The organism is Nocardia sputi, from assembly GCF_023501985.1.
In genome coordinates, this window is record NZ_JAMFLC010000024.1 from 160,741 (window position 1) to 178,682 (window position 17,942).

The window sequence follows — 17,942 nt, forward strand, 5'->3', positions numbered from 1 at the left end:
CCGGGAAGGATCAAAGCTTCCGCTGGACTGCCGGGTTCCGAGGCATGTTCTACGAGGGATGGTGGCGGCTTCCGCTCCCCGCCGGAGTGCCGGACAGTGGAAGCCAGCCCGAGCCGCCTCGCGCGATAGCGGTCGCCATGCGGTCGTAGGCATCGAGCACGAGGCGGCGAGTACGGTACTCGCCGAAGTCTCGTTCCTCGTACTTGCGGATGACGGGAAAGGAGTCCAGCACGTGCTCGGCTTCGGTGCGGGTGAGCCCGAAGATATGGAGGAATGCGGCGTCGAGGTCTGCGCGGAGCAAAGCGCGGCGGTCGGGATTCCAGCGGAAAGGTGGGCCGTCGTCACCCAAGTCGACTGCGTAGGGTTTCAATCGCCATGAGGTGTAGGACAATTCGACTACGTACCGCTGGATCCATTGGGTGATGGTGACATCCCGTTGCCATGGCGCTGGAATGGAATACCTTGACGGTGCGGGGCACGCTATCTGTTTCGCCGCGAAGTAATTCATGTGTGAACCGCTAAGTTTCTGTCTCGCGACGTAGTCGAACGTGAGCGATGACCATGTGGCGTGCAAATCCGCGGCGCTTTTGGGGTCCTGCGGGAATGCAATGTAGAAAGAGTTTCCAACGGCTGATCTCGGAAGCACGGCTGGAACAAATGTGCGCTCGTTCCCTTTATTTGTAATGTCTCGCCAGCCAAGCAGCCAGCCTTTTTTCCATTTTCTATCCAGTTTGGCGGAAGCCTCGGTTCGGTGTACCCAGACGCGAGCGATCGACTCGCAGTGGGGGTCGTCGTGCTGCTCCGAGGTCAATCGTGGAAGTGAGCCAACGTTGAGCTGAGCTTGCGTGGCACCATGATAGGTGGAGAAGCGATGGTCGAAGTGGCCGAGCATCTTCGCTTCGTACAGCGGTAGGTATTCCTCACCGCCACTTTCGTAGGACCATCCGTTGAAGTGCGCGTCCGCGAGGTCATCGGGCTGATGGAACAGGTCGGAGTCATTGGTCATGTGGAAGACCGTCCCGAACGACAGCCCCCAGGGATTGCCGTCGGGATCGTCGTCGCGGATGAGAACGGGGTGGCGACGGTAGATGCCGAGGGTGATGTCGGCGTCGACGCGGCTGCGGAACATGGGCAGGGTGCCGGTGTTCGGGTTCATCGCCAGGACTTCTCCCGGAGCGAGTTCGAACCGTCGCGAGGGAACGTCGGCGATGCGGCGCGAGAGAAACGCGAACTGGGTCCGCCCGACTGCTCTGCCGGGTCCGGTCATGCATGTTATGGAGAATCGAACACGATGATCCACATCCCGGAATATCTTCCCCTCGTTCTCGAAGTCGTAGAACGCGAGCAGGCGGTTGGCGCGGAGCGTATCGGCGAAGAAAGGGGCGGTGGTCTTGTCCGTTGCCAGGCCCGTGGGTGTGATGATCCCAGCGGCCCCGGTCGGCGCGACGACCGTGCGCATGGTTTCGGCGAATACGCTGTAGGTATTGACGTCACCTTGCCCGGTCAACGGGTATCGGCCGCTGCGCAGCAGGATATGCGCGGTGCCGTCGGATTGGTGGATCGCTTGCCGGTACGCCTGGTACAGGTCGGGATCGGACAGCGCCAGATCATCGATCATCGTCTTGCGGATCGCGGCGGTCCTGGCGGCCTCGATATCGGTGCGACCGTTGTTCCCGAAGAACTCTTTGTCCTGGATCTTCACCCGCTCCCACGGAGGGTTCCCGAGCACACAGGAGAAGCCGCCGGTCCAACCGGTCGAGGTGTCGCCCCCGCCTTCGGCCGGGACGGTGAATATGCCGGGAAATTCGAGGTGCCAGTGAAAGAACCGATACCGGCGAGCCAACGAGTTGATCTGAGCGACGACGGTATCGGGCACCGATCGGGGATCCTCGGCGAGACGCCGGAGCGTATCGTGGGTGATGCCCTGGCCGGAGTGCTCGGTCTTGGGCTGCACGAAGGCCGCGCACCACGCGTCGGCGACGAGCTTCGCGGCGAGCAGATCAGGATCGTTTTCCAGGGCGCGCCAGGCGTCGGCACGGGCTCGTATCGCGCGGAGCGATCCCGCGTGGCCGGTATCGGCGTTCCTCGCCTTGTTGGTGAAAGCGGTGGTTTCGACGTCGAGGGTCTCCGGGCCGAAGCTGAACGCGAGTTGGTCGAGGTCGGCGTGGCGCTCGGCCTTGTTGCGGGCCTTGAGTTTGCTGGTCCAGTCCCGATCGTCGTCACCGAGCACCACGAAGGCCGAGTCGGGGATATTGTCGCGCAACAGCGCCGGGGTGGTCCCGAGCAGCGCGTTGCCGACGCGGAAGTGGGCGTCCAGGAAAGGAAAGGGACGTTCGGCGTCGAACGCTTCCAGCCACAGCGCGACTTTGGTGATCTCGATGGCGAGATCGTTGAGGTCGACGCCGTAGACACAGCTTTCGATGACATCGGCGGTCGCGGCGCGCAGCGCGGCCGGGTTCGGTTCGGTGTCTCCGGTACGGACGGTCGCCAGGGCCGAGGCTATGCGCCGTGCCGCAGCTACAACGAAATGCCCACTGCCGCAGGCCGGATCGATAACAGTCAGGGCGAGCAGGGACTGTTCGGCGCTCGAACTGCGCAGGGCCTCGTCGATGAGCGGATCGAGGGCTTCGTCGAGGACAAGGTCGATCAGTTCGGAGGGGGTGTAGTAGGAACCGGATTTCTTGCGTTCGTGGCCGGCGGCGGTGTCGAGGGTGAATGTGCGCGCGGTGGCGTCGTAGCGGGGAGTGTAGGCGAGCAATCCCTCGTACATGCCGCCGAGTTCCTCGCTGTCGAGGTTGCGGTAATCCACCGGGCGCGGTGTGCCTGTCACCGGATCGTCGATCTGGGAAAGCGCCCGAATCGCGGCGAGGAATGCGTGGTTGGGTAGCCGGGCGCCGATAAGGATGCCCAGCGCGTCGCGGGAGAAGAGCGAGGCCTCGAGGCCACTCAATCCGAGTACGGCCAGTCCTTCTCCGGCGAGAGCGTCGGTGACGATCTGGTGGGCGTCCCAGAGGTCGGTATGTCTGGTACCGGCGTGCGCGCTCGCCATGCGGCGCAGCCGGGCGGTGGAGAAGTGTTCCGCGTAGATCCGGCGGGCTCGCGGATCGACGGTGGAGGTGTGCAGCAGGTCGCGGTCTTCGGCGACGAACAGCACGATCAGCCGGTAGGCGATGCGCAGCAGAGCGCGCTGTAGGTCTCGATCGGCGTCCGGCGCGGCGGCCAGCGTGTCGCGCAGGGCGGAATTGTCCCGATGGCCGAGGAAGCCGGTGCCCAAATGTTGCAGCGCTCGTGCCACTCCCTGTTGCAACGTGAGCAGAGCGCGAGCACCGTCATCGATAGCGGTGGTGCGCCATTTCTCCAGCCAGCAACTCTCCGCGGTGAGCGTGGCCGGCGCTGCTTCGGCGTCGTCGGACGCCGGTGCGGGTGCTGGCTCCTGCGGCGCGAAGCGGCTGGCATGGGCCGTGAGGAACAGGAGCCGGAAGTCGGCGTAGCGTTGGTTGGTGAAGATATCATCGAGGTCGAATTCGACATAGGACTGTTTCGACAGCGTCGAGGCGTCACGCAGCAGACGCAGTATGCGGCCGTTGGACAACAAGCCCCACAGCGCGTTGTCCTCGCGGTTGAGATAGTCCTGCATCATCGACTGAGGCGCGCGGGCGACGACACCCGCGGTCTTGGTGTCCAGCGAAACTCCGGCGCCGATCAGGTGAATCGGTGTCCACACCGCCGGGTTCGCCGCATCCGGCCAGGACAGGCGATGGGAGATCGGAAAGTGTTGCCCGGTCGTCTCGCCGAGGCCGGGTGCGACATCCAGGCCGGCGGCGAGGACTTCGGGACGTCCCCAGCCGAGTTCGTACAGCAGTGGCAGTAGCCATTTCTCGCGCGTCACCTTGATGGCCGGGTCGCCGGACGGCAGGCGGTCCAGGCTGTGTTGCCACTCGCGATGCGTGGCGAGCATCGCTTCCCAGGCACGAGCGATGGCCCCGTTGATCGTCATGCCGGGAGGCAGGACGTAGGCGGCGGCGCTCTGGCCTGGCATACGCAGCTCGGCGCCACGCGAGAGTGCTTCGCTGGGCAGGACGGTGCCGATGGCGCGGACGGACCGGAACGACGACAGCCCGTTCACGAGCCACTCCTATCGGGAAGGAAGACATACACGCCGAGCACGTCGGGCGGCGGCAGCAGGCGGACCTTGACCGCGCGTCCGCCGCTTTTGCGCGCGGCGCGCACCTTGCGGTGGTCGTCGGCGACGGTCTCCGCGACCCGTTCGCCGCAGTCCAGCAGCTGATCTGCCACGGAATCGAGCCGGCCGAGCGCGCGCTCTAGCTGGGTTCTGGCCAGCGCATCAGCGACGTTGCCGCTGGGTCGTTGCCCCAGCAGCGTTTCGACGGCGTCGTCGGGCAACCACGTCACGGCGTCGGCGGCGACGGTGAAAGCAAGAAACCGTGCCTCTTCGGCCATCTGTGTGATGGTGGCGCGGGAACCCGGAATCACCACTTCGAGCCGGAAGCGGACGACAAGCAGCGTGGTCACCTTGTCGACACCGGCGCAGCGCAGCACCCCGGTGCGTCGAGTGGGGCGCAGTTGCGGGTCGAGGTCGGTGTCGAGCGCGGCGTCGAGCACATACCGAGCCAGCGCTTCCACTGTCGGATCGGTGCGAGTCAGCACACTGTGGCCCGGTGGTACGGGGAAGGACCGGTGGAAGAACAGGCGGTGATCCTTGACCGGAGGAAGCTGATCACGCACCGCGGGCGGCAGGGTGTCGATACGAGCGGTGAATCCGTCGTCGGTGGGGCTGATCTGCGCGGACAACAAAGACAAGGCATCGCGGGTGAAGGTTTCGGCGTCGGCGGGGCCACCCAGCGAGCGCCGTACCGCGGTGAGGACGTCGATGACCTCCTCACGGGGCAGTCCGATCTGGCGGAACCGTGAGCGGGAGGCTTTCTCGCGCTGCGCGGCGTCGCTCCACCGCACATCCACCGCGTCGGCCAGCGAATCGGAGGTCGCACCGCCGAAGTCCAAGGCGAGTTGGTCGGTGGCGGTGCCCCGCAACAACAACGACTCCCAGATCGCTTTCATCACGGTGGTCGAGTCGACCGGGACCGGTACCGAGATCCCGGTGCTGCGCCGAATGTTCTCATGCCGCCGGATCAGCACCTGGAGGACAACGCCGTCGATGCCGTTGTCCTCGCCGTAGTAGGTGACGGTGCGGACGGTGCCCGCGCGTTGGCCGAACCGGTCGACGCGGCCCTCGCGCTGCTCATGACGGGTCGGGTTCCAGGCAAGGTCATAGTGCACGACCGCGGTGAAGCCGTCCTGGAGGTTGATGCCTTCCGACAGACAGTCCGTCGCGACGAGCAGCCGCGCACCGTCGTGCTCGGTCAATCCCGCGATCCGGTCCTCTCGCTCCTCCGGGGGAAGAAGGCCGGTGACCGCTTCGACACGCAGGTCGCGATGTTTCTTGGAAAGCGCGGTGTGCAGGTGGTCGGCGAGGTATTCGGCGGTAGGGATATAGCGGCAGAACACGATCGGGTGATAGCCGTCTTCGATCAGATCCCGAAGTATAGGTATCAGCCGTCCCAGCTTCGCGTCCGCTGCCGGACCTTTCAGCGCCGCGGCGGCGGCCGCGAGCTCGCGCAGTCGGCGACGTGTCGAACGGTCCGGCGCATCGGGATCGGTGGTGTCGGCGCCGAGCGCGGCGTCCTCGCCTTCCAGCGCTTCGTCCAAGTCGCCATCGAGCACCCGTGGGACGGCCAGGGCATCGGCGTCGTCCGCTTTGTCGACGGACGCGAGCGCTGAGCGCTTGAGCAATGTTTGCTCCGCCGCGGCAGGACTCGACGCGAGACAGCGCAGTAGCGCGATCGCCGACCACCACCGCACTCGTTGCCGCACCGTGTTCAGCCCCGGATCGCTTACCTGCTGGCGCGCGAACGCCATGACGTCATCGAACAGGGCGCGGTAGGCGGGGGTGAGCGTGTAGCTGAGTTCAGTGGATTCGCGCTTCGGGAACGGGGTGTTCTCGCCGTCGACATACTTGCGGACGTCGCCGCGCTGGCGTTGGATCATGAACTTCGCCAGTAGCTTGCGGTCCTCCTCCCGGTCCCGCCCGGACAAATCGGCCGGTAGCTGCGCGAGCCGGGGATCTAGTAGTCCGATAAGCGACTGCCAGGCATGATCATCGCCGCTGTGCGGGGTGGCTGTGAGCAGCAGAAGATGCCGTGCCGGATCGTCGGCGATCTTGCGCAGCACGGTGTAACGCAAATGCGCCTGTGTGTTGCCGACAGTGCCGGCGGCCACCGCTGTGTGCGCTTCATCCACGATGACGAGTTCGGGGCAGTGGAGCACGAATTCGTCGCGTCGGCTGCGCTGCTTGATGAAGTCGGTGGAGACCACCAGGTAGGGGTAGTGCTCATAGATGGTGGAGCCCCAGGGGACCTTCAGCCGGTTCACCGTCGACGGCAGCAACAGTTGTGCCTCGATGCCGAACTTGCCGCGCAGCTCGGCTTGCCACTGCGGTGCGAGTTGCGGCGAGCACAGCACGGCCAGGCGTTGCGCGTCCCCGGTGGCGAGCAGTTCGGCGGCGATCAGACCCGCTTCGACTGTCTTGCCTACGCCGACACCGTCGGCGATGAGCAGTCGGGTGGTGTCCTGCGCGGTGGCCATGATGAGCGGATCCAGCTGGTAATTCCGCGGCGTCACCGCCAAGTTCGCAAAGGAGCGAAACGGTCCGCCGGTGGCCCGGAAGGACAGGCGCAGGGCGTCACGCAACAGCCGAGCCCGGGCGGCGTCACCCCGGTCGCCGACCTTCGGCGGGGGGAACGTGGCGAGGGCCGGGACATCGAATTCGGGTATTAGGACTGTGGTTTCGTCCTCCCGGCCGCCAAGGGGACGGGCAAGCACCAGCCCTTCGGGACCGCCGGGGAGTACGAGCCAGTCCCTGCCGCGCGCGTGTACCAAAGCGCCGGGCGGAAATTCCGTGGTGGTCACGCGCCGACCCTTCCGGTACCGAACACGTCAGGATTGTCCTTGATGGTCTGGAGCCATTCGGCATCGTCGTCTGTGTAACCGAACCGCAAAACCATCCACCCGGCTTCATCAACGAGCTTCGTCCGGGCCTGCGTATCCTTCTCGGCTCGGTGCGCCGAATCGTGCACAGGTCCGTCGATGAACACCGCGACATCCGCGCTGCTGGTATGAAACGCGAAGTCGGGGCGAACGTAGTAGCCCTCGACAAGTTGCTGCGCCGCATCCGGGAGCCGATAGCCATGCTCGTCGAGCAGCGCGAGCAACCGTCGCTCGAGGGTGTTGCTCTGCGCCGCGAGACGTCGCAATTGCGCGGCACGATCTTCCCCGCCCGCGCCGACCTCGATGTCGGCGCGCATCAGATCCCGCAACAGGTCCGTGACACAGTGCCGGTCGAGCCGCTGGTGATCCCATTGGTTGCTGTAGGACAGCAGACAGTCGTAGCACGCTTGGGCGCAGTCCTCCGCGGCGTGCTCGGCGTGGCCGAGGTCGGCTCCGGTATCGGGGTCGAAATGCAGGATCTCGAGTGCTTTGCGGGCTACCTCGCGGATATGCCCGTCCTCTGTCGCCAGCCGGCGCAGTACTCCGGCTCCGCCCTCGGCGGCCTCGAAGAACAGCAGACGGGACCAGGCATGATCGCCGGTGCCGCCAGGCAGGGGCTCGGCTGCCAGTTCGTTGCTCTCGAGTTGGTAAACGGCTTCGATGGCGCGTTTGAGGGCATACATGGCCGCCACTCGCACGTCGTTCGGGATGGCCGGGTCGAGGTGCAGCACCAGTGCATTACGGTGGTCCTCCACATAGGGCACGACCCGCCGGATTCGTGGCACCTCACCATCGGTGTTCTTGCCGAGGTCCGCTTCCCGCGCCCACCGGCCTTCCAGAGTGTCGAGTAGATACCCCTTGATGTGTTTGTCCTTGCGGCGACGCAGCCCGATGTTCATCCGCCGGATCAATGCGGTGTCGCCATAGGTCATGGTGCCCACGGTGGCGCCGTCGACAAGCACTGTGCTGGTGAGCTGCCCGGCGCGCTCACCGTGTGGGACGAACCGCAGGGTCGTGACCACTTCATGACCGGCGCGCTGGCGCTCGTCCTCGTCGGCGCTGATGCGGTCACGGCGACGAGTCTTGACCGAAATCAGGCGCATCATCCGGTCGAGGGTTTCGAGCGAATCCGCGCCGCAGTGGTCGCAGATCTCCACACTGGTAGGGCCGTTCATCTCATGTAGGTAGCCGCAAGCATTGCAGCGTTTGATCTCTGTGATGTTCACTCCGGTGCCGTCTTCGCGGGCCGGCAGACTCACCCGGTTCACTTCGTAGCGGGCGCCTTCGTGGTAAATGAAGGCACCGGGTCCGAACTCGCTGATCGCGAGGAATCTCGGCCGTTGGACATAGTCGCCTTGGCCGTTCCTGGTGCGGCGCTCCGCCGGAATGAAAGCGGCCAAGGGAAGTCGCGGGAACGAGTAGCCGGGCAGGAATCCCTCGGAGGCGAAATACCGGTAGGGGTAGAAATCCCCCTGGGCGATGTCGTCGACTTGCCCGCGCAGCAGGTCCAGCGCCGCGCGAGCCTCCGAAATGCGACCTCGCGCTTGACGTTTGTCGGCCTCGGACGCGCCGATCGTTTTGAGGACGTCATTGGCGGCATCGAGTTCCACCAGTGCTTCTCGGTAGAGGTCGCGCCACCTGTCGGCGGCCATATCGAATCGCCGAGCTGCGTTGTCCACCGTGTCGGCAACCCACCTGTCGGTCCACCACTCCGCCGAGGTGACTTCCTCGGTTGTCCCGAGGACCGCGGCGATCGCGCCCACAGCACGCGCTCGATTGACCGGAGATTCGATGGCCGCACGCACCTCAGCGCGCAGCGGCTGGCCTGGTTCGTCGATCTCGAGGAGATCCACCATGCTGGCTTTGAGGTCGAGATCGCAGATCACCAGCCAGATCGAGTGCGCATGGGCGCGTACGAGGTCCTGATTCCCGAGCTCGAGCCGCGGTGGCGCGACCGCTCCGGCGACCATGTCCTGGCTGCGTCCGAAGTAATAAGCGTCGTGGGCATTTCCGGTGGCGCAGTAGGTCAGCACGACAGCGGGCTGGCCGGATCGTCCAGCGCGCCCGGAACGTTGAGCATAGTTCGCCGGGGTAGGCGGAACGTTGCGCATACCGACGACATTGAGGCTTTTGATGTCTACGCCGAGTTCCATAGTGGGCGAGCAGTACAAGACCGGCAGCTTTGCCGCCCCGAACAACTCTTCACGCTCTTTACGCTTGATCGAGTCCACCTGGGCAGTGTGTTCGCGAGCTTCCAGCCCGACCAGCCGCGCGGCGGTTTCGGCGTAGAAGCGGCGGAAGAACGGGTTGACACGCCCCTCGGCTTGGTTGCCGCGGATCGGATCAGGCACCCGGAATTCCCCTGAGCCCGCGCGCCACTCGATGAGATCGGCGCGGATTCGGTATCCGGTGCGTCGGTTGCGCTCCTCGATTCTGGCGAGAACCCCCTCACGAGCCATGACTTTCAGCAGCGACTCGATGACGATGTCCGCGTCGGCGGGCTTGAGCGGATGATCATACAGCGGGAAGCGGTCGGGTCGGCGCAGCCAGCGTCCATACGCGCCGAGCCCGGACAGGTAGTGGTCGGCTCCGGAGCCGGGTTCGAATTTCGGACGGCTTCCGGGGTAGGCGGTGCCCGCGTACACACCGGTCTCGTCGGACAACGCCCATGGCGCGCGGAGCCACTCCTGACTGGCGCGCTTGATGCTGTCGTACTTCTCCTCGGTGAGGAACTCCGATTCGATGCACAGCTTGCGGCGCAGTTCATCGAGCAGAACTTGCATCAGTTGATAACGCGTCGACGGTTCCGCACCGGCAAGCGGCTCGCCGCAAGCCGCCCACACCGAATCGTCTTCGGCGAGTTCCTCGAGGCCGAAGTAGGTCAGCCGCAACTGCCCCGTCTGCTCCAGGTTGGGCATGGTAATTCGCCAACCACGCTTCAGGTCGGCCCACAGACAATAGGTGACGGCGTCGCGTAGTGCGCGAGTGATCCTGGTGCGGGGGATTCGCTCATTCGCAGTGGACGCGTCCTTGGCGAAGTCGGCGGGCTCGCCACCGAGCGCGGCGACCACTCGCGATCCGAGGTTCTCGTCGGTCAGAGGCTCGTCGGCCTGCCTTTCCTGTTGGGTGAGAGCGGCGCGATAGAGGGCGGAGCGCACCAGGCCGACGAGAACGAAATCGTTGAAATGACCCGCTTGCAGGCTGGCATCCTGCCGGTTGTCGGAGAAGACCAGAAACTTGCGGGCATCCGCGTCGAGATCCTCCCCTGTGCGCAACGTACGCACGACTGCCTGCGACAACACGGTGACCGCGCTGGCACGTCCTTCCGTGCCCAGGCTCGCGACCCGCGAGAATTCCGACTGCTGGGCGCTTTCGTAGCTGGTCTTGCAGGTGGGGCAGAAATGCAGCGTCTCGAAGAAGGCGACGGGAAGGCCGTCGTCGGTGATCGTGCCGAAGGAATCGACCCGATAGATCTCGGGCAACCGGTTTCGCCTTGCTTTGTCGAGCACGCGGTGGCTGCCGGACTCGACCACCCAATCATCGGGCACGAAATCGGCAATGGCCGGGTCGTTCGCCGCAGGCCACGGCTGGTCTGTGAGGAATAACAGACCGGTCGCCTCTGCCTGCTCCCCACGACCACCGCTGAGAATTCGAGGACTGAACTTTTCCGCGCCACTGTCAAGACTGACGACGAGATAGTCCTGGCCGCATTCGCGGCAGAACGCGAGGGGAAACAGGGGTTGTCCCTTCGCGCCCACGGGAGAGCTGCGCTGATACTGGGTAGTCAGATAGCGGTTTCCGGGCGGCTCGAGGGTCGCGTATGCGGTGTCGCCTTTGCCGATGAATTGGTGCAACTTGAACGCGAACAGCGGGCGGCCCTTGTCGTCGCGCGCCCTGGAGCCTGCGAGCAGCAGTTCGCGCAGCTTCTGCTCGCAGATGCCTTGGTCGGCTCCGGTCTGTTCTGCCAGCTTCTCGGCGGCACTCCTGAGTCGAGTCGGAACCTGCCGAACGAGTTCGCCTTCGTCCTCGCGCAGTCCGAAGGTCCGTTCGGTCCAGACCGACAGCGGGTCACAGTGCAGCTCCTCCCACGTCGACGGCGTCGGTGCGTGGAGCCGAGCAGACAACGCTGGAGTGTCGACCTCGCCCGATGTCGCGCGGCGCAGAGTCTCGCCGATGACGTTGTGCGCGGGAATCCGGGTACCGAAGATCCGAGTAGCCAGTTCAGCGACCTGGTGACGCTGCTCGGCTCTCGTTCCAGGACCCGCGAGCGTGGCGCTCGTGCCGATGCACTGTAGCCGTCGTCCCCCTACCGCTCCCCGCAATCGTCGTATAAGCATTGCCACATCGGCACCTTGACGACCCCGATATGTGTGCAGCTCATCGAGCACCAGGAAGGCCAGATCCGCCGCGCTTGCGATCAGCCCCGTCCGTTCCCGGGGCCTGATGAGCAGCAACTCGAGCATCACGTAGTTCGTCAACAGGATGTCCGGCGGGTTCTGCAACATGTCGTCGCGCTCCGCGCGGGTTTCCTGGCCGGTGTAACGACCGAAGGTGACCTCCGGGTTATCGCGGCCGAGGAACTTCTCCAGCTCACCGAGCTGACTGTTCGCAAGGGCATTCATCGGATACACGACGATCGCCCTGATCCCATGTCCAGAACCGTCCCGCAGCACCCGGTCTACGATCGGCACGATGTAGGACATCGACTTGCCGGAACCAGTGCCGGTGGTGAGCACATACGATTCGCCGCGACGGGCGACGTCGAACGCGTCGGTCTGGTGCCGGTGGAACGGAATCTCCCGCCCGAACCGATCCTCCTCGGTCCTGATGCGGAAAATTTCGCGTGCGCCCGGGTGTAGTAGGTCGTGGTCGACGAGCTCGGAGACAGTTCCGCCCGGTTCGAACGCCGGATTCAGCGCCAGCCAGGGTTCCGGCCACAGCAGCCCGTTGGCAATCTCCGTCTCGACCTTGTGCTTGACCTCCGCGTCCCTGATGTTCAAGAAGCCGGAGACGAAAGCCTGGTAGTCATCGAGAATCCTGTCGAGCACACCGAATGCGTCCACACCATACCTTCCCCGCCAGATCCCGACTTTGTCGTCGAGCAGATCCAGCAGCGACATATCATCAAAGCGGTTATCCGAGATCGTAAGCAGAGGGTCTGACAGGATCTCGCCGAACAGGTCAGTCTACGGGCTGAACATAGGCGTGCGGCGCTGGCCGCCGAAGAGGCGACGGGCCGACAGGTTCTGCTGCTCGGCGGACGGGTCATGGGAGGTCACCCACGTGGACTGGCCTACGCAAGCGGTGCTTCGTCGATACCGTGGAGCCTGGTGGCCGGCTTCGGTGGTGCATGTGGTCGGGGCGGGCTTTCAGGACAACCCGAGCGATTCGCGAAGCCGGGCCGCGCTCATCTGGCCGGGTCGTTCCTCCTGAGGGAAACAGTCGATGAGGCGGATCAGGTCGTCGCAGCGGGTCGGGTCGGCGACCGCGGCGCGGGGTGTCCAGCCGTCCAACGCGGGGATGGCCTAGTCGATCCACCTGTTCTCGTGGTCACGGATGCAGGTGTCCAGCATCGCGGCGACATGTGGGTCATCCGGCGAGAAGCCATCTGCGGGAAAAGGATTCGAGTTGTTCCGTGGTCGGCGAGCGCGTCGGCGGGTGGGGTGCGGCGCACGGTCGCGTGTTCGGCGGTGGGCGCGAGCTTGTAGACGGCATCGAAAAGAGTGTCAAATCGGCGTTCGCTGATCGCGTCCACCACCAGTTCGCCGCTGTCGAGACGCGGCTCGCCGAGGACGGTCGATTCCTCATCGAGCCATGCCCATTGATCGGCGCCGCCGACGGGTTCGTAGTGTTCGTCGAGCGCCTGCCGCACAGCTGCCGGATCGGTGACCGTCAGCCGGGCTTGGCGGAACATCGAAGGCTCGCCGGTGCCCGTGACCAGTCCGGTGGGTGTGGAACGCGCGCTGAGGAATTCGACGATCTCGCCAGGAGTGTTGGTGTCGGATTCGAGAAGCTCGAGCAGCGGCTCACGTTGCGGCAGCGCGGACTCGGCGGGCCCATGCTCCGACAGGCTGCCCGCGATGTCAGGTGAGGGCACCTCTTCCGTCACGACACGCAGCCGCGGCGCTCCGTCCACGATCTGGATGGCGATCAGCGTTCTGCTTTCGAAACCAGCCAACGCGGAGGGCTCGAGCACGAGAGTCTCGCCGGTGTAACCGGCGAGTTCGCGGCCACCGAAGAGTTTCGGCTCCAGGTCCGGGAAACCGGCACGCGCCCGCCCAATCCGCGATGGTGGTGTCGGCGGCCAGGCTCAGAAACGGACCGAGATCTTGGTCGGCTGCGATCAGGCCGGACACTACCTCGGCCTCGGTCAGCGGTGGGTCAGTATCCGGCCTCGGAGTTGGGCGTCCAACGCGATGTTGCGCCCGTCCGGTAGCAAACCAGCGCTGGATGGTCCTCCTCGATGAGGGCCCGGCATCTCGTCGGTGTCGCCCAAGCCCTCGGCGATCAGCAGATCCATCCACCCCTCGTCATCGAGTGGACCGTGCGTGCGCAGCAAGTCGAATGTGATGTCACTCAGCGAGTCAGCCCCGGCCGCCGACTCTAGTCCTCGAACCAGCTGGGCGCGCCGCTGACGGGTAGGTCGCCACGGCCGTGGCCAGAACGCGGAACGCGACTCGGTGAGCAACAACTGGTCACGGCGACTCAGGAGCCGAAGCGTGGGAGGATGGCGCTCGCCTCTTGGGATGCAGCGCTCTCAAGCGAGGTGTGCTGTGATGGCGAGGATTTCGTGCTGTTAGCGCGCCACCGCCTGGGCGTCGACGTCGTGGCGGTGACTACATCCGCGTGGTTCGTTTGCCGATGGCGGCGGAGAGTGCGTCGAGTTCGGCCAGGACGTCGGACGCTGCCCAGATGCGATTGCGCTTGTTCTCCGACAGCACCTCGAGGACTCCAGCCTCCGTCAGCCTGCCGAGGGCCCGATACACGCTGGCTTCGGTGGTGCCGGTCATCTTCTGCGCGGTGTCGGCGTTGAATATCGGTGTGTCGAGCAAGGCTGCCAGTACTGATTCGTCGGCGGAGTTCGCTCGTGGTCTGGCGATTGCGCGCCACCGGGCTGGGAGATCGGCGAGCGCACGGGCCGATTCTTGGGCGGCCTCGCAGGAATGGATCGTCGCCGTGGAGACGTACTCGACGAACTCGTCGACGTGCCCTTCGCGATAGCCGTTCAGTTGCGCGAAGTAGCGGCCGGTGTCGGCGAGCATCGCTGAGGCCAACGGAACCGTGACCCGCTGAGTCAGCCCGCGACGGCGGAGGATCGCGCTGATGAGGGCACGTCCGATCCGGCCGTTGCCATCGGTGAACGGATGGATGGATTCGAACTGGGCGTGCGCGACAGCGGCCTGCGCAAGGATCGGCAGATCGCTACGGCCGACAAAAGTGAGCAAATCGTCCATCAGTTCCGTGACGAGTTCCGGCGGGGGCGGAACGAACAGCGCGTCGATCGGTGTGTAGTCGCTGCCTCCGATCCAGTTCTGCACCGTCCGCAGCCTGCCCGAGTCCTGCGCGGTGTAGTAATCGGGAGCCATCAGCAGACGGTGTGCCTCGAGCAAGGAGGCAAGTGTGATCGGACCATCGCCGGCCGCGGTGACCAGTGCGGCCAACGTTCGTACCGCAGCCAGCTGTGACTTCGCCTCCTCGCTCGCCTTTCCGCCGGCGACGGCTCGGCCGAATGCTCGCCAGCCCGCGTCGATGTGCTCGATCTTCGATGACGCCACGGATTCGCTACGGAGCAAGAAGTCGGCCAACGGCGCCAGATGTTGACCGTAGCCCGCCTCGAGCCGAACGACCGCGATCACGGCGTCCTCGTGCGCTCGTGCGACGGTGCCCCCGACCGAGTACGTGAGATCGGCGATCCGGGGTGGTATCGAGACTTCGATCTCGGTGAGAGTTCGGTCGGCGCGCGACCCCAGCCGGTGGCGAGGGTGCCAGGGGCGGCTCTCGGTGCGGTGCGGCGGCCAGCCCATGGCGTCTCCTCTGGACGAAAGTGCAACCAAATCTAACTTTAGTATATCTAATACTGCAAAAAGTATAATAGCAGAAGCATTGCTTTAGATTAAGTGGCTTACAAGGAGCTGCGCGACGCTCAGGAAGGCGTCGCGGGCGGGTTGGTAGTCCTCCTGCGCGACGGTGTTCGAGCCCGCAGGGATCTGGATGGCGGCGATCGCCTCGATGCCTGTTGACTTGCGCATCGAACTGGGCCTGGCCATGTACTTCAACGTTCGGTCTAGCGGAGCGCTTTGCGGACATTGGTCGATCAGGCGTCGGAGCATTGCCGGCGTCCGTGACTGATCGGAGGTAACGAAATGCCTTCGGGCAGAAGGCGTGCACTGGTACAACACTGACACGCTCGCGGCTGTCTGTCAGAATGGATTCTTCGCAAATCTGTTGTGGCGGGCCGAGAAGCAAGGATCGGTGTGACAACTTCACAACCTCAGGGTGGGGGTCGGGAGCTCGAGCTGTTCGAGGAAGTCCTGGCCGGATGGCGGAAATCGCTGGCCGATCTGAGCGGGAGGAATCGGCTGCTCAACTTCCGGCATACGAAGACAGCGACACTCGAGATGATGCGAGACGGCCACGCCGTACCAATGTCGGTTCAGCGGCGGTGATCACTAGTGAGGCAGAGAAACAGCGGCGCCACATGCCGGTCCACCGGCTCCTGCGGGAGACGCGCGATGTAGTCCAGCGGATCAAACCGTGTTTCATGATGAGTCCCTTGACGGTTAGTCAGCTTCTTCCACCCGACTTCCGTTTCGACGTGGTTATCTTCGACGAAGCGTCGCAAGTCCGTCCCGAGGACGCGATAAATTCGATCTATCGCGCAGACGCGTTGATCGTGGCAGGTGACAAGAAACAGCTGCCCCCGACCTCGTTCTTCGGCTCCTCCGGGGATACCGAGGACGATGAATGGGACGAGAACGACAGCGACGCATTCCAGTCCGTCCTCGACGCCTGCAAGGAAAGTGGTGTTCTGTGTAGCCTGCCCTTGCGCTGGCACTACCGAAGCAGACATGAGAACTTAGACCGTGTCTCACGTCGTTGTGACTGGTTGTCGGTGGGTCGCGAGGGACTGTGATCGGTTGTGGTGCATAATGTTCGGCCGTGTCGGACAAGTTGTCGAAACGTCTCGTTCCGGACGAGCTTTGGGCGATGGTGGAGCCGTTGCTGCCGAAGTTCGAGCCACGACCGCCGGGTGGGGATACTGCTGCGGTCGAGGAGCGGGCGGTGTTCACGGCGGTGGTATTCGTGCTGACCAGTGGGTGTGCGTGGCGGATGCTGCCGCCGTCGTTCGGGGTGACGGTACCGACGGCGCACCGCCGGTTCACCGTGTGAACCGACGCTGGTCTCTGGCGGCGGCTGCATCGCGCGATACTCGATGAACTCGGCAGTGAGGGCTTGATCGACTGGTCGCGTGCGGTGATCGACGCAGCGAGCGTCCGCGCGAAAAGGGGGGATCTCTGACCGGCCCGGGCCGGTTGACCGCGGCAAGTCCGGCTCGAAGATCCACCTACTGTCCGATCGGGCGGGAATTCCGTTGTCGGTGGCGGTTTGGCGGCCGACACCAACGATGCCGAAGTATTGCGGCCGCTGGTCAATGCGGTCCCCGCGGTTCGGTCGCGGCGTGGTCCGCGTCGGCGCAAACCGGCCAAACTGCATGCCGACAAGGCATACGACACCGCCGAGCTGCGGCAATGGGTGCGTGATCGGGGTATCGCCGTCCGCATCACGCGCAAAGGCATCGAATCCTCCCAGCGCCTCGGCCGCCACCGCTGGGTCATCGAACGCACCATCTCCTGGCTCACCGGCTACCACCGGCTCAACATCCGCTACGACCGCAAAGTCACACACTTCCTCGCGTTCCTCACCCTCGCCGCGGCGCTGACCTGCTTCAAGAAGCTGACGAAGTACGCCACATGAGACGTGGTCTTAATCGCGTTCAGTAACCACGAGTTCTATAAAAACACGATGGTCACCTTCCCTGGTACGTTGCGGGACGGCCCGGACATTGGCGTCGAGTTTTTCATGTCGAGTGGCGTATACGACCGCGGTGGCCGCCGCGATAACCTGGGCGAGGCGGCTCTGGTAGCGGAACGCGTCGTCCACCACTACGCGACGCGGCCCGATCTTACACTCGGCGTCGTGGCCCTGTCGAAATCACAGGCCGACGCTATCTTGGCGGCGGTCGAAAAGGCTCGAGCGGCCGGGCCGGATCTCGCTGAATTCTTCACTGATGATCGTCTCGACGGCTTCTCCGTGAAGAACCTGGAAAACGTCCAAGGTGATGAACGCGATGTCATAATCCTGTCGATCGGCTACGGCCGAGACCAGCAGGGGAAGTTGCGTTCCGAGTTCGGCCCCATCAACCGGGCCGAAGGCTGGCGGCGACTGAACGTCGCGGTGACACGTGCGCGGCGGCGACTCGAGCTGGTCACTTCGCTCCGCGGTGGAGAACTGCCCGACAGCACCAACAAGAGTGTGCAGCACCTGAAGCGCTATTTGCTCTACGCCGAGAGTGGTCCGCACATCCTTGCTACTGCGGCGGCGGACGCGGATGCGGCACCGGAAAGCCCGTTCGAGGAGCAAGTGATCGATGTCCTCCGCGACTGGGGTTACGACGTGCAACCGCAAGTCGGGGTGGCCGGTTACCGGATCGACATGGCAATCAAGCACCCTGGAGCGCAAGGCATTTATGCACTAGGTGTTGCGGGTCGTGACGTTGGTGACGCGGTGCAGGGGTGGTGTGCTGAGGGGCGGTTCTTTCGGCGGCAGGATGTGAAGCGCCAACTCCCACGTCCGCCGTAAGCCGAAAGAACCGCCGT

At 64.6% G+C, this 17,942-nt stretch carries 9 protein-coding genes and 1 pseudogene; 3 read left to right on the forward strand and 7 right to left on the reverse strand.

Annotation, left to right across the window (positions count from 1 at the left end):
- Positions 1-49: 49 nt before the first annotated feature.
- The 7 genes from M8859_RS29125 to M8859_RS29155 all read right to left on the reverse strand — a co-directional run bounded on the left by M8859_RS29125 (position 50) and on the right by M8859_RS29155 (position 15,314).
- A complete protein-coding gene (locus M8859_RS29125) occupies positions 50-4,126 on the reverse strand; it encodes an Eco57I restriction-modification methylase domain-containing protein (protein WP_249645126.1) in 4,077 nt (1,358 codons plus the stop codon).
- Positions 4,123-6,987 (reverse strand): DUF8741 domain-containing protein, encoded by a 2,865-nt coding sequence (locus tag M8859_RS29130; RefSeq protein WP_249645127.1) that lies wholly within the window; start codon positions 6,985-6,987, stop codon positions 4,123-4,125. The genes M8859_RS29125 and M8859_RS29130 overlap by 4 nt, the downstream gene beginning before the upstream one ends.
- Entirely contained in the window at positions 6,984-12,185 is a 5,202-nt protein-coding gene (locus M8859_RS29135) for a DEAD/DEAH box helicase (protein ID WP_249645128.1), read from the reverse strand. Before M8859_RS29135 ends, M8859_RS29130 begins: the two co-directional genes overlap by 4 nt.
- Positions 12,186-12,520: 335 nt before the next feature.
- Entirely contained in the window at positions 12,521-13,261 is a 741-nt protein-coding gene (locus M8859_RS29140) for a hypothetical protein (protein WP_249645129.1), read from the reverse strand.
- Positions 13,262-13,435: 174 nt separating this feature from the next.
- Positions 13,436-13,585, reverse strand: coding sequence for a hypothetical protein (locus M8859_RS29145; RefSeq protein ID WP_249645130.1), 150 nt, complete (start codon positions 13,583-13,585; stop codon positions 13,436-13,438).
- 316 nt (positions 13,586-13,901) lie between these two features.
- Complete coding sequence (locus tag M8859_RS29150) at positions 13,902-15,089, reverse strand: Fic family protein (protein ID WP_249645131.1); 1,188 nt, start codon at positions 15,087-15,089, stop codon at positions 13,902-13,904.
- Between the two features lie 84 nt (positions 15,090-15,173).
- Positions 15,174-15,314 (reverse strand): hypothetical protein, encoded by a 141-nt coding sequence (locus tag M8859_RS29155; protein ID WP_249645132.1) that lies wholly within the window; start codon positions 15,312-15,314, stop codon positions 15,174-15,176.
- 290 nt (positions 15,315-15,604) lie between these two features.
- On the opposite strand from M8859_RS29155, the gene M8859_RS29160 reads away from it, so the two are divergent.
- The 3 genes and pseudogenes from M8859_RS29160 (at position 15,605) to M8859_RS29170 (ending at position 17,925) form a co-directional block, all read left to right on the forward strand.
- Entirely contained in the window at positions 15,605-16,198 is a 594-nt protein-coding gene (locus M8859_RS29160; protein ID WP_249645133.1) for an AAA domain-containing protein, read from the forward strand.
- A 26-nt stretch (positions 16,199-16,224) separates the two neighbouring features.
- Positions 16,225-17,040 (forward strand): annotated as a pseudogene (locus M8859_RS29165) (IS5 family transposase).
- A gap of 48 nt (positions 17,041-17,088) precedes the next feature.
- Complete coding sequence (locus M8859_RS29170) at positions 17,089-17,925, forward strand: AAA domain-containing protein (protein WP_249645134.1); 837 nt, start codon at positions 17,089-17,091, stop codon at positions 17,923-17,925.
- Positions 17,926-17,942: the final 17 nt, after the last annotated feature.

Bases quoted from the DNA above. Each gene is read 5' to 3' on its own strand.
- M8859_RS29135 (WP_249645128.1), bottom strand. From the start codon at position 12,185: ATGTCGCTGCTGGATCTGCTCGACGACAAAGTCGGGATCTGGCGGGGA.
- M8859_RS29145 (WP_249645130.1), bottom strand. From the start codon at position 13,585: ATGGATCTGCTGATCGCCGAGGGCTTGGGCGACACCGACGAGATGCCG.
- M8859_RS29150 (WP_249645131.1), bottom strand. From the start codon at position 15,089: ATGGGCTGGCCGCCGCACCGCACCGAGAGCCGCCCCTGGCACCCTCGC.
- M8859_RS29155 (WP_249645132.1), bottom strand. From the start codon at position 15,314: ATGCGCAAGTCAACAGGCATCGAGGCGATCGCCGCCATCCAGATCCCT.
- M8859_RS29160 (WP_249645133.1), top strand. From the start codon at position 15,605: ATGGCGGAAATCGCTGGCCGATCTGAGCGGGAGGAATCGGCTGCTCAA.
- M8859_RS29170 (WP_249645134.1), top strand. From the start codon at position 17,089: ATGGTCACCTTCCCTGGTACGTTGCGGGACGGCCCGGACATTGGCGTC.